This is a genomic window from Streptomyces monticola (assembly GCF_042665355.1).
GTDB lineage: Bacteria > Actinomycetota > Actinomycetes > Streptomycetales > Streptomycetaceae > Streptomyces > Streptomyces monticola.
The window spans coordinates 1,212,847-1,237,064 of the sequence record NZ_JBHTCF010000001.1; the positions used below are offsets into that span (position 1 = coordinate 1,212,847).

General features: G+C 71.2%; 21 protein-coding genes. 13 read left to right on the plus strand and 8 right to left on the minus strand.

The annotated features are described in order from the left end of the window. Positions 1–70: 70 nt before the first annotated feature. The 3 genes from ACFQVC_RS04995 to ACFQVC_RS05005 all read left to right on the plus strand — a co-directional run bounded on the left by ACFQVC_RS04995 (position 71) and on the right by ACFQVC_RS05005 (position 5,238). Positions 71–2,017 (plus strand): Xaa-Pro dipeptidyl-peptidase, encoded by a 1,947-nt coding sequence (locus ACFQVC_RS04995; RefSeq protein ID WP_381826792.1) that lies wholly within the window; start codon positions 71–73, stop codon positions 2,015–2,017. 132 nt (positions 2,018–2,149) lie between these two features. Continuing rightward, positions 2,150–3,430, plus strand: a complete 1,281-nt coding sequence (locus ACFQVC_RS05000; protein ID WP_381826794.1) for a M14 family metallopeptidase — start codon at positions 2,150–2,152, stop codon at positions 3,428–3,430. Positions 3,431–3,501: 71 nt separating this feature from the next. Continuing rightward, the gene (locus ACFQVC_RS05005) at positions 3,502–5,238 is read left to right on the plus strand and encodes a BCCT family transporter (RefSeq protein WP_381826796.1); all 1,737 of its coding nucleotides are present in this window, start codon (positions 3,502–3,504) and stop codon (positions 5,236–5,238) included. A gap of 161 nt (positions 5,239–5,399) precedes the next feature. Here the strand turns inward: ACFQVC_RS05005 and ACFQVC_RS05010 are convergent, their stop codons facing one another. Then, on the minus strand, positions 5,400–6,347 hold the full coding sequence (locus tag ACFQVC_RS05010) for an FAD-dependent oxidoreductase (RefSeq protein WP_381826798.1): 948 nt from the start codon (positions 6,345–6,347) through the stop codon (positions 5,400–5,402). A 97-nt stretch (positions 6,348–6,444) separates the two neighbouring features. Between ACFQVC_RS05010 and ACFQVC_RS05015 the strand changes: the two genes are divergently transcribed. Continuing rightward, complete coding sequence (locus ACFQVC_RS05015; RefSeq protein ID WP_381826800.1) at positions 6,445–7,482, plus strand: oxidoreductase; 1,038 nt, start codon at positions 6,445–6,447, stop codon at positions 7,480–7,482. Between the two features lie 300 nt (positions 7,483–7,782). Here ACFQVC_RS05015 and ACFQVC_RS05020 read toward each other — a convergent pair whose 3' ends face one another. From ACFQVC_RS05020 to ACFQVC_RS05030, 3 genes are all read right to left on the minus strand, one after another. Continuing rightward, positions 7,783–10,329, minus strand: coding sequence for a Tex family protein (locus tag ACFQVC_RS05020; protein WP_381826802.1), 2,547 nt, complete (start codon positions 10,327–10,329; stop codon positions 7,783–7,785). Positions 10,330–10,427: 98 nt separating this feature from the next. Next, a complete protein-coding gene (locus tag ACFQVC_RS05025) occupies positions 10,428–10,571 on the minus strand; it encodes an LPFR motif small protein (RefSeq protein ID WP_381826804.1) in 144 nt (47 codons plus the stop codon). 144 nt (positions 10,572–10,715) lie between these two features. Continuing rightward, entirely contained in the window at positions 10,716–11,576 is an 861-nt protein-coding gene (locus ACFQVC_RS05030) for an SCO6745 family protein (RefSeq protein ID WP_381826806.1), read from the minus strand. A 111-nt stretch (positions 11,577–11,687) separates the two neighbouring features. On the opposite strand from ACFQVC_RS05030, the gene ACFQVC_RS05035 reads away from it, so the two are divergent. The 3 genes from ACFQVC_RS05035 (at position 11,688) to ACFQVC_RS05045 (ending at position 14,069) form a co-directional block, all read left to right on the plus strand. Continuing rightward, positions 11,688–12,662: a GlxA family transcriptional regulator gene (locus ACFQVC_RS05035; protein ID WP_381826808.1), complete on the plus strand. Its 975-nt coding sequence runs from the start codon at positions 11,688–11,690 to the stop codon at positions 12,660–12,662. A 66-nt stretch (positions 12,663–12,728) separates the two neighbouring features. Next, positions 12,729–13,361: a DJ-1/PfpI family protein gene (locus tag ACFQVC_RS05040; protein ID WP_381826810.1), complete on the plus strand. Its 633-nt coding sequence runs from the start codon at positions 12,729–12,731 to the stop codon at positions 13,359–13,361. Between the two features lie 81 nt (positions 13,362–13,442). Beyond that, positions 13,443–14,069, plus strand: coding sequence for a DJ-1/PfpI family protein (locus ACFQVC_RS05045; RefSeq protein ID WP_381826812.1), 627 nt, complete (start codon positions 13,443–13,445; stop codon positions 14,067–14,069). A 74-nt stretch (positions 14,070–14,143) separates the two neighbouring features. Here the strand turns inward: ACFQVC_RS05045 and ACFQVC_RS05050 are convergent, their stop codons facing one another. Then, positions 14,144–14,911 (minus strand): enoyl-CoA hydratase/isomerase family protein, encoded by a 768-nt coding sequence (locus ACFQVC_RS05050; protein ID WP_381826814.1) that lies wholly within the window; start codon positions 14,909–14,911, stop codon positions 14,144–14,146. Positions 14,912–14,987: 76 nt separating this feature from the next. Here ACFQVC_RS05050 and ACFQVC_RS05055 point away from each other — a divergent pair, with 76 nt between their 5' ends. Both ACFQVC_RS05055 and ACFQVC_RS05060 read left to right on the plus strand, forming a co-directional pair. Then, positions 14,988–15,650, plus strand: coding sequence for an HdeD family acid-resistance protein (locus ACFQVC_RS05055; protein WP_381826816.1), 663 nt, complete (start codon positions 14,988–14,990; stop codon positions 15,648–15,650). Positions 15,651–15,742: 92 nt separating this feature from the next. Next, positions 15,743–16,264, plus strand: a complete 522-nt coding sequence (locus ACFQVC_RS05060) for an ATP-binding protein (protein WP_381826818.1) — start codon at positions 15,743–15,745, stop codon at positions 16,262–16,264. A 15-nt stretch (positions 16,265–16,279) separates the two neighbouring features. On the opposite strand, the gene idi is transcribed toward ACFQVC_RS05060, so the two are convergent. The 3 genes from idi to ACFQVC_RS05075 all read right to left on the minus strand — a co-directional run bounded on the left by idi (position 16,280) and on the right by ACFQVC_RS05075 (position 19,431). After that, positions 16,280–16,873, minus strand: coding sequence for an isopentenyl-diphosphate Delta-isomerase (idi, locus tag ACFQVC_RS05065; protein WP_381826820.1), 594 nt, complete (start codon positions 16,871–16,873; stop codon positions 16,280–16,282). Between the two features lie 158 nt (positions 16,874–17,031). Continuing rightward, positions 17,032–18,279, minus strand: a complete 1,248-nt coding sequence (locus ACFQVC_RS05070) for a GNAT family N-acetyltransferase (RefSeq protein ID WP_381826822.1) — start codon at positions 18,277–18,279, stop codon at positions 17,032–17,034. Between the two features lie 207 nt (positions 18,280–18,486). Continuing rightward, complete coding sequence (locus tag ACFQVC_RS05075) at positions 18,487–19,431, minus strand: cation diffusion facilitator family transporter (protein WP_381826824.1); 945 nt, start codon at positions 19,429–19,431, stop codon at positions 18,487–18,489. Between the two features lie 411 nt (positions 19,432–19,842). On the opposite strand from ACFQVC_RS05075, the gene ACFQVC_RS05080 reads away from it, so the two are divergent. From ACFQVC_RS05080 to ACFQVC_RS05095, 4 genes are read left to right on the plus strand one after another with little or no spacing between them, the layout of a single operon-like run. After that, a complete protein-coding gene (locus ACFQVC_RS05080; RefSeq protein ID WP_381827124.1) occupies positions 19,843–21,669 on the plus strand; it encodes a DUF5941 domain-containing protein in 1,827 nt (608 codons plus the stop codon). Then, positions 21,666–22,403 carry a phosphocholine cytidylyltransferase family protein gene (locus tag ACFQVC_RS05085; RefSeq protein ID WP_381826826.1) on the plus strand — a complete coding sequence of 246 codons (738 nt, stop codon included), beginning with the start codon at positions 21,666–21,668 and terminating at the stop codon, positions 22,401–22,403. The genes ACFQVC_RS05080 and ACFQVC_RS05085 overlap by 4 nt, the downstream gene beginning before the upstream one ends. After that, positions 22,391–23,452 (plus strand): iron-containing alcohol dehydrogenase family protein, encoded by a 1,062-nt coding sequence (locus tag ACFQVC_RS05090; RefSeq protein ID WP_381826828.1) that lies wholly within the window; start codon positions 22,391–22,393, stop codon positions 23,450–23,452. Before ACFQVC_RS05085 ends, ACFQVC_RS05090 begins: the two co-directional genes overlap by 13 nt. Further along, positions 23,430–24,209 (plus strand): CDP-alcohol phosphatidyltransferase family protein, encoded by a 780-nt coding sequence (locus tag ACFQVC_RS05095; protein WP_381826829.1) that lies wholly within the window; start codon positions 23,430–23,432, stop codon positions 24,207–24,209. The genes ACFQVC_RS05090 and ACFQVC_RS05095 overlap by 23 nt, the downstream gene beginning before the upstream one ends. Positions 24,210–24,218 lie beyond the last annotated feature (9 nt).

Consider the following 24,218-nt stretch of genomic DNA (forward strand, 5'->3'; position numbering starts at 1 on the left):
CCTTTCTCTGCCTCGTACTGTCGGCTACTGCCCTCTTTTGCGCGGGAGTTGACCGGAGTACGTTCCGCGCATGCCGATACGCGCGCTGCTCGCCGTAGCAGTCCTGTTCGCCGCCGTACTGACCGCTCCGGCGCACGCTGCCGACGTGAGCACACAGAGCCGCGAAAGCCGGGAGAGCAAACCCGTCTACTCCTACGCCGACGCGATCCGTGAATCCGTCTGGGTCGACACCAGGATCGACGGGGACGGCGACGGGAAGAACGACCGCGTCGCCGCCGACATCATCCGCCCGCGCGAACCCGCGCAGCAGGGCCGCCGGATACCCGTGATCATGGACGTCAGCCCGTACTACCAGTGCTGCGGGCGCGGCAACGAGAGCCAGAAGAAGACCTATGACGCGGACGGCAGGGTCGTCCAGTTCCCGCTGTTCTACGACAACTTCTTCGTCCCGCGCGGCTACGCCTTCGTCGCCGTCGACCTCGCCGGCACCAGCCGCTCCGACGGCTGCGTGGACGTCGGCGGCCGCTCCGACGTGCAGTCCGCCAAGGCCGTCGTCGACTGGCTGAACGGCCGGGCCCGCGCCTACACCAGCCGCACCGGCACCGCCCGCGCCCAGGCGAACTGGACCACCGGCGCCACCGGAATGATCGGCAAGAGCTATGACGGCACGGTCGCCAACGGCGTCGCCGCCACCGGAGTCGAGGGCCTGAAGACCATCGTCCCGATCGGCGCCATCTCCTCCTGGTACGACTACTACTTCCAGCAGGGCGCCCCGCTCTACGACTCGGGCCCGGAGTGGCTGTCCAACTATGTCGAGAGCCCCGAGGCCCGCGCCCGCTGCGCCGCCGTACAGAAACGTCTGGTCGACGGTGCGCCACGCAGCGGCGACCGGACCCCGCTCTGGGACGAACGCGACCATGTGCCCGACGCGGACGACGTACGGGCCAGTGTCTTCCTCGTGCACGGCATGCAGGACCTCAATGTCCGCGCCAAGCACTTCGGGCAGTGGTGGGACGCCCTCGCCGAAGCGGGGGTCGAGCGCAAGATCTGGCTGAGCCAGACCGGCCACGTAGACCCCTTCGACTTCCGGCGTGCGGACTGGGTGCGCACCCTGCACCGCTGGTTCGACCATGAACTCCTCGGCTACGACAACGGCGTGGACGACGAGCCGATGGCCGACATCGAGCGCGCCCCCGACCGCTGGACCACCGACCGGCACTGGCCGCCGCGCGGCACGGCCACCACGACGCTGCGTCCCGGCAAGGGCGCACAGGCCGGCGTCGGCACTCTCGGCCCGAAGCCCGCCCCCGCCGGGGCCGCGGAGTCGTTCACGGACGACCCGAAGCGCGGCGAGGCCGACTGGGCCGCGCAGATCGACACCGCTACCCCGGACAAGGCAGGCTTCGTCACCAGGCCGCTGGCCAAGGACCTGCGTCTGTCCGGCTCCTCACGGGTCACCGTGACCGCCACCCCGTCCACTTCGAGCGCCCATCTGTCGGCCGTCCTGGTCGACCTGGGACCCGACACCATCCGTGACTACACCGGTGCGGGCGAGGGCATCACCATCCTCACCGAGCGCAGCTGCTGGGGCGCGGCCAGAACCGGCGACAGCCCCTGCTACAAGGAGACCCGGGCCGACACCGCGGACGTGGACTTCACCGTGGTCAGCCGCGGCTGGGCCGATCTGGGCACCTACGCGGACCCGGACAAGGGCCGTCCGCTCACCCCGGGCAGGCCCTACACCCTGACCATCGACGTCGCCGCGAGCGACCACGTCGTACCGGCCGGGCACCGCCTCGCCCTGATCGTGGCCGGCACCGACGCCGGGCTCATCGAACCCCCGGACTCCACCCCGAGGTTGAGCCTCGACCTGGCCCGCACCAGGGCGGCGCTGCCGCTCGTCGGCGGTGCCCGTGCCTTCGCCGCCGCCACCGCAGGGAGCACGGAGCAGGCCGCACCGCGCGAGAGCCGCTACGAAGGCCTCACCGATCCGCCGGCAGGGCGGCGCGTCCCGTAACGCAGGCCCGTTCCGCCGCCGGCCCGTTCCAGTCGCCGGGCCGTTGCGCCGCAGGACTCACTGCGCCCCCAGCCCCACCGCAACCCCAGCCCCACCGCACCCGATCGTCCACCGTCAGGGAGGCCCCGCCCCGTGAGACCCCGCACCCTCGTCCTCGCCGTCGCGACCGCGCTCGCGGCCCCGCTCCTCGTCACCCCGGCAAGCGCGGGCGCCGCCACCACCCCGCCGCGCACCGGCTTCGAGACCACGAACGGCGCCCGCTGGACCACGCAGCCCGAGGAACAGGACTTCCTCGCGCGGATCGACCGGGACAAGCACGACGTCTCCATCGACCGCATCGGCACCACCAAGCAGAACCGCCCGCTCCAACTGGTCCGGATCGGCGCCGGACACCGCACCGCCAACACCGTCCTGCTGGTCTGCAGCCAGCACGGCGACGAGCCGTCGGGACGCGACGCCTGTCTGTCCAGGACGCGTGACCTCGCCTACGCGAAGGACGCGGCGACCCGGGCGTTCCTCGCCACCACGACCGTCCTCGTAGTGCCCACCGCCAACCCCGACGGCCGCGCCGCCGACACCCGGGGCAACTCCGACGGCGTCGACATCAACCGCGACCACATGGCCCTGAAGACCGCGGAGGGCCGCGCCCTGGCCGCCGTCATCCGCGACGAACGGCCCGAAGTCATCTACGACCTGCACGAGTACGGTGCCACCCCGCCGTACTACGACAAGGATCTGTTCGACCTGTGGCCGCGCAACCTCAACACCGACGCCGCCGTGCACAAGGAGGCCCGGATCCTGTCGGGGCGTCATGTGCGGCCCGCGGCCGAGGAGGCCGGGTACTCGACGGGGACGTACGGCATCTGGACCGACCCCGCCACCGGTGAGCCGATCAAGCAGGTCGCAGGGGACGGGCAGGAGCGCATCCTGCGCAACGCATCCGGTGTGAAGCACTCCGTGGGCCTGCTCATCGAGAGCCGCGTCGACCCCCTCACCGACGCTGAGAAGGCCGACGAGGCATACAACAACCGGCGCCGGGTCCACTCCCAACTCTCCGCCCTCGACGGACTGTTCGGCTTCACCGAGGAGCGCGCGGGGCGGATCGCCGCTGCCACCGCGGCGGCCCGCAGGGCCGGTCACGCCGACCGCGGACCGGTCTATCTGGGCGGCGCCGACAACGACCCCGCCGAGCCGGCGGAGACCCTCCAGGACCCGCCCTGCGGCTATCTCCTCGACGCCGCGCAGTACGCAGAGGTGCAGGACGAACTGCGGCTGCACGGGGTTGCGATCAGGTCACGCGGCGACGGTGCCTTCGTCCCCGTAAAGCAGACGATGCGGGCACTTGTACCCCTGCTCCTGGACGAACGAGCCGCCTATCACCTCGTCAAAGCGCGTCCCGCTACGGACTGTTGATGGGTGATAGTGCCGCCACCTGTGGTAAGGGGTAGCGGAGACCGAAATTCGCTGCCCCGAAAGGTGCACTTGTGACGCAGGACGCAGACAAGACGGCTGACCGGGGAGAGGAGCCGCCGCCCGTGGTGGCGGACCTCCCCGGCAGCCCGCACGAAACACGACCACCCCAGACCGACCGCATCGTGTTCGGCGTCACCGCCGTGCTCACGCTGCTCTTCGTGTTCTGGGGCGCCCTGTGGACGGACAGCCTCGAGGACCTCTCGGGCAAGATGCTCAACGGGCTGATCCACAACGGCGGTTGGGCGTTCGTGCTCGCCGCATCCGGCTTTGTGATCTTCGCGCTGTGGCTGGCGATCAGCCGCTACGGAAAGATCACCCTCGGTGCGGAGGGCGAGGCGCCGGAGTTCCGTACGGTGTCGTGGGTCGCCATGATGTTCAGCGCCGGTATGGGCATCGGCCTGATGTTCTACGGCGTGAGCGAGCCGCTCAGCCACTACACCACGCATCCGCCGGGCACCGACCCGGCGGACTCGGCGGCGGCCATGGAGACCTCCCTGGCCACCACCCTCTTCCACTGGACGCTGCACCCGTGGGCGATCTACGCGGTGGTGGGCCTCGCCATCGCCTACAGCAGCTTCCGGCGCCGCCGCCGGCAGACCATCAGCGCCGTGTTCACGCCGCTGATCGGCGAGCGCCACGCCAACGGCGGTGTCGGCCGGGCCATCGACATCCTCGCGATCTTCGCGACGCTGTTCGGCTCGGCGGCCTCCCTGGGCCTCGGCGCGCTGCAGATCGGCAGCGGCATGAGCGAGCTCAACTGGGCCGAGAAGGTCAGCACCGGAGTCCTGGTCGCCATCATCGCGGTCCTGACCGTGGCCTTCGTGGCCTCGGCCGTCTCCGGTGTGGAGAAGGGCATCCAGTGGCTGTCCAACATCAACATGGTGCTCGCCGGAATCCTGGCGTTCTTCGTGTTCATCGTGGGCCCCACGGTCATCGTCCTCGATCTGCTGCCGACCTCGCTCTTCTCGTTCCTGGGCGACCTGCCGCAGATGGCCGGGCGCACGGAGGCCGCCAGCGGTAAGGGCATCGCCGACTGGCTCGGCAGCTGGACGGTCTTCTACTGGGCCTGGTGGATCTCCTGGACGCCCTTCGTGGGCATGTTCATCGCCCGGATCAGCCGGGGCCGGACCATCCGCCAGTTCATCGGCGGTGTGATCCTGGTGCCGTCGACGGTCTCGCTCCTGTGGTTCGGGATCTTCGGCGGTACGGCGATGAAGCTGCAGGAGAACGGCAAGCTCGCCGGCGAGACCACGCCTGAGGGCCAGCTCTTCGCCGTGCTGCAGCAGTACCCCATCGCCACCGTGATGAGCCTGCTCGTGATGATTCTGGTCGGTATCTTCTTCGTCTCCGGAGCGGACGCCGCCTCGATCGTGATGGGCACGCTGTCGCAGAAGGGCTCCTTCGAACCGACCAAGTTCGTCGTCATCTTCTGGGGCTGTGTGACCGGTGCGGTCGCGGCCATCATGCTGCTCATCGGCGAGGGCAAGCCCGACGCCCTGGAAGGTCTGAAGAACCTCACCATCCTCGTCGCGGCACCGTTCGCCATCGTGATGATCGGTATGTGCTGGGCCCTCATGAAGGACCTGCGCCGCGACCCGCTCATCGTGCGTGGCGAGCGGGGCGAGGAAGCCGTCGAGATGGCCGTGATCGCGGGCCATGAGAAGTACGACGGCGAGTTCGAACTCCGCATCGGGCCCGCCCCGGTGGAGGCGGAGGCGGAAGCGGGGACCGGCACCAAGCAGTCCTGAACCCCCGCACCACCGCATACGGCGCTGCCCCTCGGTCACACCCGGGGGGCAGCGCCGTTTCCTACGGGCGGATGCGGCGACGGCCCCGTGTCCGGCCCGGACGGCGGTTCGGGGCAGCACGGCGGCGGAACGGGGCGGCGCAGGCGGCGGAACGGGGCGGCTCAGGGCACGAGGCCCGCGGCCGTGTCCGCGCACCCCCAGGCCACGGTGACGCCGGCCCCGCCGTGCCCGTAGTTGTGCACCAACAGGCCGCCGCCGGCCATGCGTTGACGCTCGATCCGGACCGCGTGGCGTGCCGGGCGCAGGCCCACCCGGTGGGCGAGCACCCGCGCGTCGGCGAGCCCCGGATGGATCCGTGAGCAGCGCTTGACGATCGCCGCGGCCATCGCCGGATCGGGGGTGCGCTCCCAGGAGTCCTCGTGCGCGGTACCGCCCAGGATCACGCCGTACGGCTGCGGGAAGACGTAGGTCGTCTCCGTCGGCGACTCGGTGGCCACGAACCACTCGTCGATCCCCGGGTTCTCCACCACGACCAGCTGTCCGCGCACCGGCCGCACCGAAGGGTCGGGCACCAGTGAACGCGCCCCGAGCCCCGTGCAGTTGACCACCGTCCGCGCCTCGTTGAGCGGCTCCTGCAGATCGCTCACGTCCCGCCGCTCGACCACACCGCCCGCACCCTCCAGACGCTCCGACAGATACCGCAGATGTACGGGCATGTCGAGCAGCGGCACCGTCGCCCGCAGGCCCGGCGCGAACCCCGGGGGCAGTTCGCCGGGCCGGGCCTCGCGCAGCCCGGTCAGCCGCCGTGACCACTCGCCCAGGGCGGCGGGCGAGGTACCGGCCATGACGCCCGGGACCATGCGCACCCCCGTCGCCACCGGATCCTGCGCGAGCGGCACATAGGCGTCGAGCGACCGCAACGACCAGGCGCCGACGAGCAGTCGGGGCTCGATGCGGTACGGCCAGAACAGTGCGCCCGCCACCGCCGATGTGGTCTCCGCGGCCGGGTTCCGGGCCCACACCCGCACCCGCTCGCCCCGCTCGGCGAGTACCACCGCTGTCGTCAACCCGATGACCCCGCCGCCCACCACGATCACATCAGCACTCATGTCCGGACCCTAACCGGCACACCACAACCTGCCTGGTGCTGCAGGTGAATCCCGGCCGTCGCGCTCAGAACACGCCGCGGCCGGGGATACTCACCCCATGTCTGCCGAGTACACGACCTTCGGCCTCGCACCGGCGGTCCGCGCCGGGGGAGTCCTCGCGGACGGTGGCTACCAAGTGCACCGGGATTTCCTGGACTTCATCGTCGACGGCCGCCCGCTGCTGTTCCAGCTCTCCGACCTCGACGCCGTCTCGCCCCTCGCCTCCGACGTGGCGCCGGCGATCTTCACCGCACATGTGCGCCGGCTCCTTCTGGAAGCCGAGGCCCCGCTGCGCGGCGGCCGCTATGTCATCTACGGCTGCCCGGAGTGCGAAAGCCTCGAATGCGGAGCCGTCACGGCCGTCATCGAGCGGGCGGCGGACGGCAGCGACGACTACGTCTGGCGGGACTTCGCCTGGCAGACCGGCGAGGACGCCGATCTGGAGCGCAACGGCTACCACGGAATCGGCCCGTTCCGCTTCCGCGCCGAGCAGTACCGCAGCGAGCTGAACCGGCTGCTCGGCGCGCCGGAACCCGAACGCGCCCTGCGCCGCCGGGTGCTGCTGATCGGCGCCCGTGCCGCCCTCCTCGCAAAACTCGCCGCGGCCCTGCGGATCATCGGTGTCGGCGCGGAGATCGCCGCCCCCGACGCCCTGGACACCCCCGCCGACGAGCTCCGCACCTACGGCGCCGTGGCCTTCGGCCGCGCCGTCACCGAGGAGCAGCGCGCCGCCGTCCGCCGCACGTTCGAGAGCGCAGGTGTGGACGTGGCGTACGTCGACGGCCTCGCCCCGATCGTGCCGCTCCTCGTCGCCCAGATAGAACACGCCCTGGACCGGGTCCCGTTGGCGCAGCGGCGCCTGACACGACTGACCGCACGGCCCGGCGAGGCCGAGGTGGAACTCACCTCGGCCTGCCGCATCCGTCTCACCGCATACCGCCTGGACCGCTTCTACCGCCCCCGCACCCACGAGTTGTACGACGGCACACTCGCCCCCGGCGTCCACCGGATCCCTCTGGACGCGAAGTCGACGAAGGGGGAGTCATTCCTGGTGGCCCGGGCAACGGGAAGCGTTCTGGTGGCCAAGCAGCAGTAGGCCTGCCGGCGTTGGACCGGCATCTACAGCCCTTCCGGCGTTGGCCGGTCATCCATAGCCCCTCCGGCGTTCGACCGGGCATCCCATAGCCCCTCCGGCGTTCGACCGGGCATCCCATAGCCCCTCCGGCGTTCGACCGGGCATCCCATAGCCCCTCCGGCGTTGGCCGGTCATCCATAGCCCCTCTGGCGTTTGAGGAGCGGGGTGGGGGGCGGCGCCCCGAGCGGGGGCCCGGGGGCGCAGCCCCCGAAGCCGTCCGCAGGACTTCAGGGAAGGGGCGGGGTGGGGAAGAAAACCCCGTCACCGCCCCCGCTTCGGATCCTGCACAAGCCCCGCCTTCCGCAAGGCATCCGCCATCGCGCTGTTGGCGGGCGCAGGCGCCGGCCGCCCACCACCGCGACGCTCGCCACCGCCACCACGGCGCTCACCGCCACCGCCACCACGGCGCTCACCGCCGCCACCGCGCCGGTCACGCTTGCCGTCACCATCACTCCCGCCGCGCTGCTGCGGAGGCCGCCCGCCCTGGCCACGGCCGCTGCCCCGCTCGCGCCGCTGCCCCTGCCCGGAGGACTGCCCGGACCGGCCGGAACCCTCACCGGGGGCGGAGGCCGCCGCCTCGTCATCGAGCCGCAGCGTCAGCGAGATCCGCTTGCGCGGAATGTCGACGTCGAGCACCTTCACCTTGACGATGTCGCCGGGCTTCACCACGTCCCGCGGGTCCTTGACGAACGTCTTGGACATCGCCGACACATGCACCAGACCGTCCTGGTGCACACCGATGTCCACGAAGGCGCCGAACGCCGCGACATTGGTGACGACACCTTCCAGGACCATCCCGGACGACAGGTCGCCGAGCTTTTCGACGCCCTCCTTGAAGGTGGCCGTCTTGAAGGCGGGCCGCGGGTCGCGTCCGGGCTTCTCCAGCTCACGCAGGATGTCCGTCACGGTCGGCAGGCCGAAGGTGTCGTCGACGAACTCGGCGGGCTTGAGGGAGCGCAGCGCCGACGTGTTGCCGATCAGCGAGGCGACCTCGGCGCCCGTCGTCTTCACCATGCGGCGCACCACGGGGTACGCCTCCGGGTGCACGGACGACGCGTCCAGCGGGTCGTCGCCGCCGCGGATACGCAGGAAGCCCGCGCACTGCTCGTACGCCTTCGGGCCGAGGCGGGCCACGTCCTTGAGGCCCTTGCGGTTCCGGAACGGGCCGTTGGAGTCGCGGTGCGCCACGATGTTCTCGGCGAGCCCGGCGCCGATGCCGGAGACACGGGCGAGCAGGGGCGCGGAGGCGGTGTTCACATCGACCCCGACGCCGTTCACACAGTCCTCGACCACGGCGTCGAGCGAGCGTGACAGCTTCACTTCGCTCAGGTCGTGCTGATACTGACCGACACCGATCGACTTCGGGTCGATCTTGACGAGCTCGGCCAGCGGGTCCTGCAGACGCCGCGCGATGGACACCGCGCCGCGGATCGACACATCGAGGTCCGGCAGCTCCTGCGAGGCGAACGCGGAGGCGGAGTACACCGAGGCGCCGGCCTCCGACACCATCACCTTGGTGAGCTTCAACTCCGGGTTCTTGGCGATGAGTTCACCGGCAAGCTTGTCGGTCTCGCGGGATGCCGTGCCGTTGCCGATGGCGATCAGGTCGACCGAGTGGTCCGCGGCGAGCTTCGCAAGCCTGGCGAGGGCCTCGTCCCACTTGTTGGCCGGGACGTGCGGGTGGATCGTGTCGGTGGCGACGACCTTGCCGGTCGCGTCGACGACGGCGACCTTCACGCCGGTACGGAAACCGGGGTCGAGGCCGAGGGTCGCGCGCGTGCCCGCGGGGGCGGCGAGCAGCAGATCGCGCAGGTTGGCGGCGAAGACCTTGACCGCCTCGTCCTCCGCGGCGGTGCGAAGGCGCAGGCGCAGATCGATGCCGAGATGCACCAGGATCCGGGTCCGCCAGGCCCAACGCACGGTGTCCTGCAGCCACTTGTCGGCCGGACGGCCGCGGTCGGCGATCCCGAAGCGGTGCGCGATGATCGGCTCGTACGAGGACGGGGCGGACGGCGATGTGGCCGCGGCGGCCGGGTCCGTGCTCGGCTCCTCCGGCTCCAGGACGAGGTCGAGAACCTCCTCCTTCTCGCCGCGCAGCATGGCGAGCACCCGGTGCGAGGGCAGCTCCGTGAAGGGTTCGGCGAAGTCGAAGTAGTCGGCGAACTTGGCGCCTTCGGTCTCCTTGCCCTCACGGACCTTGGCCGCGAGCCGCCCGCGCGTCCACATGCGCTCGCGCAGCTCACCGATCAGGTCGGCGTCCTCGCCGAACCGCTCGGTGAGGATCGACCGGGCGCCGTCGAGCGCGGCCTGCGGGTCCGCGACGCCCTTGTCGGCGTCGACGAACGCGGCGGCAGCGGCGAGGGGGTCCACGGAAGGGTCCGAAAGGAGTCCTTCGGCGAGGGGTTCGAGCCCCGCCTCCCGCGCGATCTGCGCCTTCGTGCGCCGCTTCGGCTTGAAGGGCAGATAGATGTCCTCCAGGCGCGCCTTGGTCTCGGCGCCCCTGATCTGCGCTTCGAGCGCCTCGGTCAGCTTGCCCTGCTCGCGCACGGACTCGAGGACGGCGGTGCGCCGCTCCTCCAGCTCCCGCAGATAGCGCAGCCGTTCCTCGAGCGTGCGCAGCTGCGCATCGTCGAGCATTTCGGTCGCTTCCTTGCGGTAGCGGGCGATGAAGGGCACGGTCGAACCGCCGTCAAGGAGGTCGACGGCCGCCTTCACCTGCCGCTCCCGCACGCCGAGCTCCTCGGCGATCCTGCCCTCGATGGACCCTGCGACGGACGCCGTACCTACGGATGCCGTACCTGTGGTCACGATTCCCCTACCGCCTTCTCGCTGAGCTTGAAGTCAGCCTTGCTGAGCTTGAAGTCAGCATTGTGGCAGGTGGCGGTGACAGTCGAGGGGCGGGGCGGTCAGACCCGGCGTGCCCGTCCGGTGCGCCGCCCGCTGCGGGAGGCCCCGCCGAACAGCCGGGCGAGGGCCCGGAACGGCAGCGTCACCACGGTGGCGATCGCTCCGGCGATCTGGCGCAGTACGTCTGCGATGGCACGGAACACGAGTCATTCCTCTCGTCACGACGCGCCTTGCACGCGCCCGCGGCTCACGTCCCACGGACGCGGCGTGCCCGTCCGTCACCGGCCGGAGGTGGCCGGTGACGGACGGGTAGCCGGGTGGGGGCGCCGCAAACGCCGGCGCGCAGCTCAGGCCTTGCCGAAGAGGTCCGAGGGGAAGGCGCCGGCGGTGAGCGCCGTCCCGATGAAGCCCTTGCCGAGTTCGGTCAGGCGCGCCACGTCCGCGGCGCCCAAGTGCTCGTAGGGTGCGGCGTCGAGACGGTCGGTGGCCAGCTCGACGTCCGTGCGCAGGGCCTCGCCCGCCTCGGTCAACTCGCCGTCGGCGCCGACCAGTTCCCGCTCCTGGAGCCGCCGTACCGCCGCGTCCCACTCCTCCTGGGTCCAGCCGCGCGTGGCGAGGACCCACTTGGGCGCCATGCCCTTGCCCGTGGCGGTGTGGCTGACCAGGGCCTCCATCGGGTCGAGGCCGGCGCCGAGGAGCGCGGTGAGATGGCCGTCGCCGCGGTGTTCGCGCAGGAGCGTGGCGGCGTGCCAGTAGGCGAGGTGCGGGGCGTCGGGCACCGGCTGGTCGGCGTGCGCGGCGTACAGCGGCCGGGCGTGCCGGGTGCACGCCTCGGTGGCGCGCAGTGCGAGCCGGGCGGCTTCCGCCATCTCGTCGGAGTTCAGAGTGTCTTCGCCGAGCAGCCGGCGCAGGGTCGCGTCGGCGGCACGCACGCGTGCCGCCACCACGTCCTCGGGGGCCACGGTGTCCCACATGGCGGGCACGAGGCTCGCGATGAAGTCGTACTTGTAGTTGTAGAAGGCGGCCGTGACCACGCCGGGCCCGACTCTGCCCAGGGGTGCGGCCCGGCCGATGAAGGTGGTGGCACGGGAGTCGACACCGATCGCGGCCAGTTCCTTGGCGTAGTCGGGTGAGAAGTAGACGGTGGAGTGCAGCGGGTTGAGGACGTTGTGACAGCGGCGTCCGGCGCGTGCGGGCAATGAGGTCATGACGGCAAGCTACCGACTGGTTGGTACGACTGATAGCCCGGGGCACCGATGGCAGGAAAGGTGGGCTGCTCGTCATTGCGGCCATCGGACGGGCCCAGAAGAATCGACGGTATGAAGTCCTCGCGCACCGCCAAGGATGTGCTCCTCGTCCTCTTCGACGGCGTCCAGAGCCTGGACGTCACGGGCCCCGCCGAGGTCTTCGCCATCGCCGCGCACCTGGTGGGCGAGCCCGGCGGCTATCGCGTCAGCACCGCGTCCCTGGACGGCGCCCCGGTCCGCACCTCTTCCGGCCTCACCGTGGTCCCCGACCGCACGCTCGCCGCCGCGCCCGTCCCGCACACCCTCCTCGTCCCCGGCGGCCCCGGCACCCGCGCCAGTGACCCCGATCTGATCGCCTGGCTGCGCGGGCACGCCCCGCGCGCCCGGCGCCTCGTCTCCGTCTGCACCGGCGCCCTGGTGCTCGCCGAAGCGGGCCTTCTGGAGGGGCGGCGGGCCACCACCCACTGGGCGTTCTGCGACAAGCTCGCCCGCGACCACCCCGGGGTCGAGGTCGAGTCCGACCCCATCTACGTACGCGACGGCCATGTCGCCACCTCGGCGGGTGTCACCGCGGGCATCGACCTGGCGCTCGCCCTGGTCGAGGAGGACCTGGGCCGTGACATCGCGCTCGGCGTCGCCCGGCAGCTCGTGGTCTTTCTGCGCCGCCCGGGAAACCAGTCGCAGTTCAGCGCCCAGCTGTCCGCCCAGACCGCGCAGCGCGCGCCTCTGCGCGAGGTCCAGCAGTGGATCACCGAGCATCCGGCCGGTGATCTGTCCGTCGAGGCGCTCGCCGCCCGCGCCCGGCTCTCACCGCGCCATTTCGCCCGCGCATTCCAGGCCGAGACGGGTACGACACCCGGCCGCTACGTGGAGCGCGTCCGTGTCGAGCACGCGAGACGCCTCCTGGAGGACACCGCCGACGGCGTCGAGGAGGTCTCCCGTACCTGCGGCTACGGCACGCCCGAAGCCATGCGCCGCGCCTTCGTCAGAACCCTCGGCACGGCCCCGGCCGACTACCGCCGCCGCTTCCGCACCACCACCTCCTGAACTGCGCTTCCGCACCACCACGCCCTGAACTGCGCTTCCGCGCCCCGGCCCCCGGAAAGGCCTCCGATGCAGATCGCCATCGTCCTGTTCGACCGGTTCACCGCCCTCGACGCGGTCGGCCCCTACGAAGTCCTCAGCCGTCTGCCCGGCGCCGAGACCGTCTTCGTCGCCGAGCACACCGGACCGTTGCGCAACGACAACGGCGGGCTCGCCCTCACCGCCGACCAGACCCTCGCCGAAGTACGCCGCCCCGACATCGTCGTGGTCCCCGGCGGCCCGGGCCAGACGCCGCAGATGGACAACGAGACCCTCATCGACTGGCTGCGCGCGGTGGACGCGACCAGCACCTGGACGACGTCGGTGTGCACGGGCTCCCTGCTGCTCGGCGCCGCCGGACTGCTCAAGGGCCGCCGCGCCACCTCGCACTGGCTGGCCCTGGAGGCGCTCGGCGGCTTCGGCGCCGAGCCCACCGGGGAGCGGGTCGTCTTCGACGGCAAGTACGTCACCGCGGCGGGTGTCTCCTCCGGTATCGACATGGGCCTGGCCCTCGCGGGGCGGATCGCCGGCGACCGCACCGCCCGGTCCGTCCAGCTGCTCATCGAGTACGACCCCCAGCCACCCTACGACGCCGGCTCGCCGGACAAGGCACCCGCCGACCTCGTCGCGGAGTACCGCGAGAACACCCGGCACCCGCAGTAGGCACCGGCCATCCAGTCATCCGGCGATGTCATCCCGCCGTCCTGTCATCCACTGTCCCGCCATCCCGCCGAGAGGCCTGCCATGCAGATCGCGATCCTCCTCTTCGACCGGTTCACCGCCCTGGACGCGGTAGGGCCGTACCAGACGCTCAACCCGCTCCCGGACTCCGAGACCGTGTTCGTCGCCGAGCAGGCCGGACCCGTCACGGACGACAGCGGCAGCCTGACCCTGACCGCCCGGAAGTCCCTGTCCGAGGTGGACCGGCCGGACATCGTGGTGGTCCCCGGCGGCCCCGACGTCCCGGTCGGGAACGAGGCACTGCTCGACTGGCTGCGCAGGGTGGACGCGACCAGCACCTGGACGACGTCGGTGTGCACCGGGTCCCTGATGCTCGCCGCCGCCGGACTCCTGGACGGCCGCCCGGCCACGACCCACTGGCTGTATCGCGATGTCCTCGGCGGATACGGCGCGAAGCCCACAGGCCGTCGCGTCGTGTCCGACGGCAAGTACGTCACCGCGGCCGGTGTCTCCGCCGGCATCGACATGGGCCTTGCCCTGGCCGGCCGGATCGCGGGCGACGAGCACGCGCAGTGCGTCCAGCTGATGATCGAGTACGACCCGGAGCCGCCGTACGACGCGGGCGCACCCGAAAAGGCGCCGGCCGCCCTGGTCGAGATGATGCGCGGTCAGTTCGCCGCCCCGGCCTGACAGTTCACCCGGCGACCGGGCACGCCGGTTCGCCCGCAGCCCTGCCGACCCGCCGCCCCTGCCGGGCGGCCCGCTCAGCGACCCGGCCCGACCGTCCACTCGAACCGCGGCGCCCGGCGCTCCAGGAACGCGGCGACACCCTCCGCGGTGTCGCCGCTGCCGCGCGCCTGCCGCGCCCAGTAGTCGTCCCGGTCCACCCGCCCGGCCGCGAACTCCTTCGCCGCCGCCTGCGTCAGGAGCGAGCGCGAGGCGAGCACCTTCGCGAACTCGGCCACCCGCTTGCCCAGTTCACCCGTGGCGAGCACCTCGTCCACGAGGCCGGTCCGCAGCGCCCGCTCCGCGCCGATCAACTCACCCGAGAACAACAGGTACTTGGCGGTCGCCGGCCCCACGAGCTCCACCAGGCGCCGGGTGGACGAGGCGGCGTACACGATCCCCAGCTTGGCCGGAGTGATCCCGAACGACGCGCCCTCCTCCGCGAACCGCAGATCACAGGCCGCCGCCAGCTGGCAGCCGCCGCCCACGCAGTAGCCGCGCACCGCCGCGAGCGTCGGCTTGGGGAACGCTGCGAGCGCCTCCTCGGCCGCCACCGCGAGCCCCTGCGACTCTCCGGACGAGCCCCGCAGCCCCGCGATGTCGGCGCCCGCGCAGAAGGTGGCGCCCGCGCCGGTCAGCACCAGAACGCGTACGGCGGGGTCGGCGGCGAGTCCGTCGAGCAGCGGCGGCAGCGCGCGCCACATGTCGGTGGTCATCGCGTTGCGCTTGGCGGGATGGTCGATGACGACGGTCGCGATGCCGTCGGCGGCCGTGTGCCGCAGCTGCGGGAGCTCGGAGTGCGCCATGCGCCGGATGCTATCCGTCCCGTACGAACGTACGATCAAGGAGGGGGCGGCCCGCTTCGACTCGCGAGGAGGCGTGATGGCCAAGCCCAAGGGCGAAGGCGAGAAGCTCCACCGGAGCTTCGGATGGCTGGCGGCACTGGGAGTGATCCTGGTCCTCGGCGGCCTCGCCGGACTCTTCTATGCCGGTGTCGCCACGCTCACGACGATGATCCTGTTCGGCTGGCTGCTGCTCATCGGCGGCTGTGTGGGCCTGCTCCAGGCCATCCAGCAGCGCGGCACGACCTTCTTCTGGCTGGGTGTCGTGGTCGCCGCTCTCAATATCGCGGCGGGCGTGGTCATCCTGGTGCACCCGAAGGTCGGAGCCCAGGCGCTCACCCTGTTCGCGGCCCTGCTCTTCCTGACCGGCGGTGTGTTCCGCCTGGTGGGCAGCGTGGTGGTACGCGGCTCGCAGTTCGCCCTGACGCTCGCCCAGGGAGCCTTCGGCGTCCTGATCGGCGTTCTCGTCCTCGCCGAATGGCCCAGCAGCAGCCGGTACGCCATCGGCTTCTTCATCTCCCTGGCGCTGCTCTTCGACGGCCTCGGGCTGATCGCCATGGGCATCGGCGGCCGCCGGATCGTGAGTCTGGCATCCGATGCGGTGACCCCCGGTAACCCCGAAGACCCGCAGGCCCCGAGCGCACCATCCGGCACAGAGCGCTTGAAGACGGAACAAGAAGGCCAGGACCAGTCGTCCAAGTGACGCTGTCATACGCGCATGATCAGAAGTCATCGATAGGCGACGAGTTCTGATCACTGATCCGGTCCGGACCAAAACCTTCCCAAACTCGATGTGTGGTGACAATCGAGCGTGAGGGCAGGGACCGGACGATGGGCGACCACGGCAGCGCGGCAACCGACGCGACATCGGCCGCCGGACCGCTGCCGTACGAAGGAGTCTGGAGGTTCACCGCGCCCGCGATGGACGCCTCGGTGCCGCAGGCCAGGCACGCGGTGCGCGATCTGCTCGCGCGCCAGGGAGTGCCCGCGGCCGACGAGGTCGTACAGGGACTGCTCCTGATCGTCTCGGAGCTGGTCACGAACTCCGTGCGGCACGCGGCACTGCTGTCGCCGATGATCGCCGTGGAGGTCGCCGTCGGCGCCGAGTGGGTGCGGGTCTCCGTCGAGGACAACCACCCCTACCGCCCCACGGCCCTGGAGGCCGATCAGGGCCAGACCGGCGGCCGCGGTCTGCTGCTCGTCCGTGAGATCACGAAGGAGGCGGGCGGCGCCTGCGACGCCGAGCACACGGCGGGCGGCGGCAAGGTCATCTGGGCGGCCCTGCCGCTCAAGCCCGCGGGCCCGGTGCCGCCGTAGAAACAGCGCCGCCGTCTACCAGTCGGCGGCGGGCCCCGTGAGTTCCTTGATCGCGGGCCGTGCCGCCTGAAGGACCGTCATGAACCAGGAGGAGAACGGCGCCTGGTCGTGCCGCACCGCCAGCTCGTCCGCCGTCACGAAGGCCGTCTCGCCGACCTCCTCGGGATCGGGCCGCACCGGCGACTGCACCATGCCGACGAAGAGATGGTTGAACTCCTGCTCCACCAGGCCCGAATCGGGGTCCGGGTGGTTGTAGCGCACCGTGCCCGCCTCGGCGAGCAGCGAGGGCGAGACACCCAGCTCCTCGTAGGTCCGCCGGGCCGCGGCCGCGAACGGCGACTCCCCCGGATAGGGGTGCCCGCAGCAGGTGTTGGACCACACGCCGGGGGAGTGGTACTTGCCGAGCGCGCGGCGCTGGATCAGCAGCCGCCCCTGCTCGTCGAAGAGGAACACGGAGAACGCCCGGTGCAGTTGGCCGGGCGCCTGATGGGCGGAGAGCTTCTCCGCGGTGCCGATGGTGTTGCCGTCCTCGTCGACCAGTTCCAGCAGGATCTCGGCGGCGGAGCCGTTCGTCGAACTGTTCGCCGCGGCGCCTTGTGTGATCGGCATAACCATCCTTCGTATCGGTCTTCGAGCCCCAAGTCTGCCGTACGAATCCGGCACTTTTGGCACTTCCCGCACCCCGCATGTCCCGGCCCCGCCGCGGTGGTACCGCGGCGGGGCCGGAACGGAACAGGAGCGGGGCCCGTCAACGGGCCGGCCGTGCCTCAGACGCCGAATGCCGCCGGATAGGTGATCGTGCCCTGCGGCACCGCGCCGGAATCATCGAGGACAAGCGCCATCAGCGCCTCGTCCGGCACCTCGAAAGCGACCCCGACGCCGAACCCGGAGGCCCGCGTGAAGCCGAACCGCGGGTAGTACTCGGGATGCCCGAGCACCACCACGAGCCGCTCCTCGCCACGCGCGCGTGCCGCCTCCAGCAACGCGGACACGACCGCCGTTCCTGCGCCCTGCTTCTGGTGCTCCGGCGCGGTCGCGACCGGCGCCAGACACAGCGCGGGCGCGTCGCCCACCCGGCAGCGGGTGATCAGGGCGTACGCCGCGATCGACCCGTCCGGCGCCTCGGCCACGTACGACAGACCCGGAATCCAGGCCTCCTGGTCCCTGCGCAGGGCGTCGACCAGGTCGGCCTCGTCCTCGGTGGGAAAAGCGGCGGCGTTGACCGCGTGCACGGCCTCGGCATCCGCCTCGGTCTCCGGCCGCACCCGCCACTCCGAGGGCTTGAGGACATAGCCGGTGTAGCCGTATTCGGAGCCGTGCTCGTTGCGCATGCTGATCTCCTCGCGGGTGGCGGCGAGCGCGGCGGCCATACCGGGTGCGGCCGGGTCCGCGGCGGCGGCGCGCTCGCCGAGCGGGCCGTAGTACGCGTCCCAGTCGGACTCGGGCTGGTGATGGACGCCGAGCAGCGCGTACCCGGCGGCGATCGCGGCACGCCGGTTCGCCTCGGTGGTACGCAACGCATAGTGCCGGTCCCAGAAGGCGCGCGCCTGCCGGGACGGCTCGGCGGTGGTCCACTCGCACTCGGTGACGACCAGGGTGCCGCCGGGTGCGAGCAGCCGGCGCCAGGAGCGCAGCGCCGTGTCGAAACCGATGCTGTACGCCGAGCTCTCCGCCCACACCAGGTCGAACGACCCGTCGGGGAAGGGGAGTTCGGCCATATCGGCGTGGACGGTGGTGATCGACCCCGCGAGCCCGCGGGCGGCCGCGGCCGCGTCGAGCTCGGCCAGGAAGGGCCGGTGCAGATCGACGGCCGTCACCTCGGCGCCCGCCTCCGCCGCGAGCAGCAGGGCGGCACGGCCGGGACCGCAGCCCAGGTCGAGCACCCGGGGCCGCTCGGGCAGCGGTCCCGTGAGGGAGAGGAGATGCCGGGTGGTGGCGTCGGAGCCGGGGCCCTGCCGGGGGAGTCCGTGGTGCAGGGCGAAGAAAGCCTCGTAGGAGGCGGCGTTGTCGGACAACGTGAGAGACCCTTTGGGTGTCAGGGCTCGCGGACGGCGCTCTCGCCGGTCAGTCGCGAGCCCGGGAAATGGGGACAACCGTGTCGCTGCGCACAGCAGCGCCGAACGCGACAGTCATCAACCCACCTCCTAGATCGCTGGCCACGATATCACCCACAGTGCGTACGGTCGAAGTCCGTCCCCGCACCCGGCGGCCGGCCCCCGTGATCAGTGGCACACCTTCGCCTCGTGCTCCGCGTGCCCGCTCGGCTCCAGCTGGAAGGTGCAGTGTTCGACGTCGAAGTGGTCGCCGATGCAGCCCTGCAGCTCGTGCAGAAGCTTTTCGTGGCCCACCGTGTCGAGTACGTCGTGGCCGACCACCACATGTGCGGAGAGCACCGGCATCCCGGAGGTGATGGTCCAGGCGTGCAGATCGTGGACGTCCTCCACACCGGGCAGCTCGATTATGTGGGCCCGCACCTCGGCCATGTCGACGCCCTTGGGTGCGGATTCGAGCAGCACGTTGACGGTCTCGCGGAGCAGCCTGACCGTGCGCGGCACGATCATGAGGCCGATCACCAGGGACGCGATCGGGTCCCACGCCTGCCAGCCGGTGAACACGATCAGGACCGACGCGACGATCACGGTGGCCGAGCCGAGGGCGTCGGCGAGGACTTCGAGGAAGGCGCCGCGCACGTTCAGGCTCTCCCGCTGCCCGCGCAGGAGCAGGGTGAGGGAGATCATGTTGGCCACCAGGCCGATCACGCCGTAGACGATCGCGAGCCCGCCCTGCGTCTCGGAGGGTGTGATGAACCGCTCCACCGCTTCGATCAGTACGAAGCTGCCGACGCCGAGCAGCAGCAGACAGTTGGCGAGCGCGGCGAGGATCTCGGCACGGGCGTAGCCGAAGGTGCGGTTGCCCGTCGCCGGGCGGTTGGCGAAGTGGATCGCGAGCAGCGCCATGGCGAGGCCGAGCGCGTCGGTCGCCATATGGGCCGCGTCGGCGACCAGGGCCAGTGAGTTCGCGGCGATGCCGCCGACTATCTGCACCACCATCACGCCGAGCGTGATCGTCAGCGCGATCCGGAGCCGTCCGCGGTACGCGGCCGCCGCCGTGCCGCCGCCGGGTCCGCCGTGTCCGTGCGCATGCCCGTGATCGTGCCCGGCTCCCATGGGTCCCCCTAGAGGTCGCACCAGTCCCGCAGTCGTCCTCCCGCCCCCTTGTCCCCGGACGGGAGAGGCCAGTGAACTACGGGGCAGGGGTATGGGGCAACACGGCACTGAACACCGTTGTCATGTGCCCTGACCTGCGGAAATGACTGCAGGTCAGAGAGCTGGCAAGATCATTGCCGACGGTGGTCGAACAGAGCGCGGTTTGTGGGGCGGGCATCGCATCGAGGATGATGACGGATGCGGTCGCGCCCTCGCAGACCGTGCTTGTCGGGCCGTAAACGGGCGGTGAACGGCCGCTTCCATTAATCCGATAGCCTCTGCCGACGTGCCGCCCGGCCCGCCCTTCGGCCGGGGGCCCTCGCACGCTGCCCGGCGCGCCCTCAGCGCCGACCCCCCAAGGAGTGAGTTCGTCTGTCGACCGCCATCCTCACCGGCCAGCCGGTCCCCGGCTCGTCGCTCGAGGGCGACCTGCGGGCCCTCGGCTTCGACGTGATGGTCGCCTCGGGTGCGGCGGACACCGAAACGCTGCTCGCCGCGGTCCCCGCGGGCGAGCGGGTCGCGGTCGTCGACGCCGGCTTCGTCGGTCATGTGCACGCCCTGCGCCTGGGCCTCACCGACCCGCGCTTCCACGCCTCGGCCATCCCGGGCGCCGTCACCGCGCTGCCCTCGGCACGCGCGGCCCTCACCCGCGCCGTCCGCTCGACCCTGGACACCGCACCGGGCGGCACCGCCGTCAAGACGGACGCCGTCGCCGACCGCATAGCCGCGGAGCTGGCCGCCGACGCCGATGACGTGGCGCTGCACCGGCCCGAACTCGGCTCGCTGGTCGCCACGGTGCCCGCCGACCCGCAGGCCCGCAACGAAGCCCGCCAGGCCGTCGCCGCCGTGGACGACGAGGCGATCAGGCTGCGTACCGCCGTGAAATCCCGCGACGGCTTCTTCACGACGTACTGCATCAGCCCCTACTCGCGCTATATCGCCCGCTGGTGCGCACGCCGCGGCCTGACCCCGAACCAGGTCACCACCGCCTCCCTGCTCACCGCCCTGATCGCCGCGGGCTGCGCGGCGACCGGCACCCGTGCGGGCTTTGTCGCGGCGGGCGTGCTGCTGCTCTTCTCCTTCGTCCTGGACTGCACCGACGGGCAGCTAGCCCGCTACTCCCTGCAGTACTCGACGATGGGCGCCTGGCTGGACGCCACCTTCGACCGGGCCAAGGAGTACGCCTACTACGCGGGCCTCGCGCTCGGCGCCGCCCGCGGCGGTGACGACGTGTGGGCGCTCGCGCTCGGCGCCATGATCCTGCAGACCTGCCGGCACGTCGTGGACTTCTCCTTCAACGAGGCGAACCACGACGCCACCGCCAACACCAGCCCCACAGCGGCCCTTTCGGACAAGCTCGACAGCGTCGGGTGGACGGTCTGGGTGCGCCGGATGATAGTGCTGCCGATCGGTGAGCGCTGGGCGATGATCGCCGTACTCACGGCCCTCACCACCCCGCGTATCACCCTCTACGCCCTGCTCATCGGCTGTGCGATCGCCGCCTGCTACACCACGGCGGGACGTGTCCTGCGCTCGCTGACCCGTCGCGCGCACCGTACGGACCGGGCGGCGCAGGCACTCGGGGACCTCGCCGACAGCGGCCCGCTCGCACAGGGCCTCGCGGGGGCGTTCCGCTCGGCCGCGCGCGGTCTGCCCGGCTTCGCGGCGCCGGCGCTCGCCCTGCTCGGCGGTGTGCTGGTTGTCACCGTGGCGGCCGTCACGGACTTCGGCGGCCCCTGGCCGCTCGCCGCCGCCCTCGCCTACGTCCTCATGTCCGGCCTCGCGGTCGCGGCGCCCCTCAAGGGCTCCCTCGACTGGCTGGTCCCGCCGTTCTTCCGGGCCGCCGAGTACCTGACGATCCTGGTGCTCGCTGTCAAGGCGGATGTGAACGGGGCCTTGCCCGCGGCTTTCGGCCTGGTGGCCGCGGTCGCCTACCATCACTACGACACGGTGTACCGCATTCGCGGTGGCACCGGCGCGCCCCCGCACTGGCTGGTGCGGGCGATCGGCGGACACGAAGGCAGGACGCTGGCTGTCGCAGTCGCCGCCGCTCTGCTGTCCGCTCAAGGTTTCACCGTCGCGCTCACGGCTGGCGCCGTGGCCGTGGCACTTGTGGTGCTCGTGGAGAGCATCCGCTTCTGGGTCGCCGCCGGGAAACAGGGCGCACCCGCCGTACACGATGAAGGAGAACCCGCATGATCGGCCTCGTCCTTGCGGCAGGCGCCGGACGGCGTCTGCGTCCGTACACGGACACCCTGCCCAAGGCCCTGGTGCCCGTCGATGGTGACACCACCATCCTCGACCTGACGCTCGGCAACTTCGCCGAGATCGGACTCACCGAGGTCGCGATCATCGTCGGCTACAAGAAGGAAGCCGTCTACGAGCGCAAGGCGGCACTGGAGGCGAAGTACGGCCTCAAGCTGACCCTCATCGACAACGACAAGGCCGAGGAGTGGAACAACGCCTACTCCCTGTGGTGCGGCCGTGACGCCATCAAGCACGATGTGATCCTCGCCAACGGCGACACCGTGCACCCGGTCTCCGTCGAGAAGACCCTGCTCGCCGCCCGCGGCAACGGCCAGAAGATCATCCTCGCCCTCGACACCGTGAAGCAGCTCGCGGACGAGGAGATGAAGGTCGTCGTGGACGCCGAGAAGGGTGTCCAGAAGATCACCAAGCTGATGGACCCGGCCGAGGCCACCGGTGAGTACATCGGCGTCACCCTCATCGAGGGCTCCGCCGCCGACGAGCTCGCCGACGCCCTCAAGACCACCTTCGAGCGGGACCCCGACCTCTACTACGAGGACGGCTACCAGGAGCTCGTCAACCGCGGCTTCAAGGTCGACGTCTGCCCCATCGGCGACGTGAAGTGGGTCGAGATCGACAACCACGACGACCTCGCCAAGGGCAGGGAGATCGCGTGCCAGTACTGACGAGGCTCATCCCCTCGCCGGTCGTCGTCGACATCCGGGCCGGCGCCCTTGACGACCTGGCCGGCGTCCTCGCCGACCAGCGGATCTCGGCGCACGGCAAGCTCGCCATAGCGATCAGCGGTGGCTCCGGGGCGAAGCTGCGCGAGCGGCTCGCCCCGGCGCTGCCCGGCGCGAGCTGGTACGAGGTCGGCGGCGGCACGCTCGACGACGCCATCAAGCTCGCCGACGCCATGAAGTCCGGGCACTACGACGCGGTCGTGGGCCTGGGCGGCGGCAAGATCATCGACTGTGCGAAGTTCGCCGCGGCGCGGATCGGCCTCCCGCTGGTCGCCGTCGCCACGAACCTCTCGCACGACGGGCTCTGCTCGCCGGTCGCAACCCTCGACAACGACGCGGGCCGCGGCAGCTACGGCGTACCGAACCCGATCGCGGTCGTCATCGACCTCGATGTGATCCGTGAGGCACCGGTCCGCTTCGTGCGCTCCGGCATCGGCGACGCCCTGTCCAACATCTCCGCGGTGAAGGACTGGGAGCTGGCCGCCCGCGAGCGCGGCGAGGACATCGACGGACTGGCCGCGGCCATCGCGCGCCAGGCGGGCGAAGCCGTTCTGCGCCACCCCGGTGGCGTCGGCGACGACGACTTCCTGCAGGTCCTGGCCGAGGGCCTGGTCCTCACCGGGATCGCGATGTCGGTCTCGGGAGACTCCCGGCCGGCCTCCGGCGCCTGCCACGAGATCAACCACGCCTTCGACCTCCTGCACCCCAAGCGCGCCGCCAGCCACGGCGAGCAGTGCGGTCTGGGTGCGGCCTTCGCGATGCATCTGCGCGGGGCCCACGAGGAGTCCGTCTTCATGGCCGAGGTGCTGCGCAGGCACGGCCTGCCGGTGACGCCGGAGGAGATCGGCTTCACGGTGGACGAGTTCGTGAAGGTCGTGGAGTTCGCTCCGCAGACCCGTCCCGGCCGCTACACCATCCTTGAGCACCTCGACCTGAACACCGACCAGATCAGGGACGCATACGCCGACTATGCAAAAGCCATCGGTAGCTGAACTCCGCCCGGTCGTTCACCCCCCGGGGGTGAAGGACCGGCGGAGCGGCGAGCACTGGGCCGGCCGGCTCTACATGCGTGAGCTCTCGCTGCGCATCGACCGGCACCTGGTGAACACCAAGGTCACGCCCAACCAGCTGACCTACGTGATGACCGTCGCCGGCGCCCTCGCCGCACCGGCCCTGCTGGTGCCCGGCATCACGGGCGCCGTGCTCGGCGTGCTCGCGGTCCAGCTCTACCTGCTGCTCGACTGCGTCGACGGCGAGATCGCGCGCTGGAAGAAGCAGTACTCCATGGCCGGCGTCTATCTGGACCGGGTCGCCGCCTATCTGTGCGACGCCGCGGTCCTGGTCGGCTTCGGCCTGCGCGCCGCCGATCTGTGGGGCTCGGGCCGGATCGACTGGCTGTGGGCCTTCCTCGGCACCCTTGCCGCCCTCGGCGCCATCCTGGTCAAGGCGGAGACCGACCTCGTCGGTGTGGCCCGGCACCAGGGCGGGCTCCCGCCGGTCAAGGAGTCGGCGTCCGAGCCGCGCTCCTCCGGTATGGCGCTCGCCCGCAAGGCCGCCGCCGCGCTCAAGTTCCACCGCCTCATCCTCGGGGTCGAGGCGTCCCTGCTGATCCTGGCCCTCGCGGTCCTGGACACGGTCAGGGGCGATCTCTTCTTCTCCCGTCTCGGCGTCGCCGTGCTCGCCGGCATCGCGCTCGTCCAGACCCTGCTCCACCTCGTGTCCATCCTCGTTTCGAGCAGGCTGAAGTGAGTACGGCCC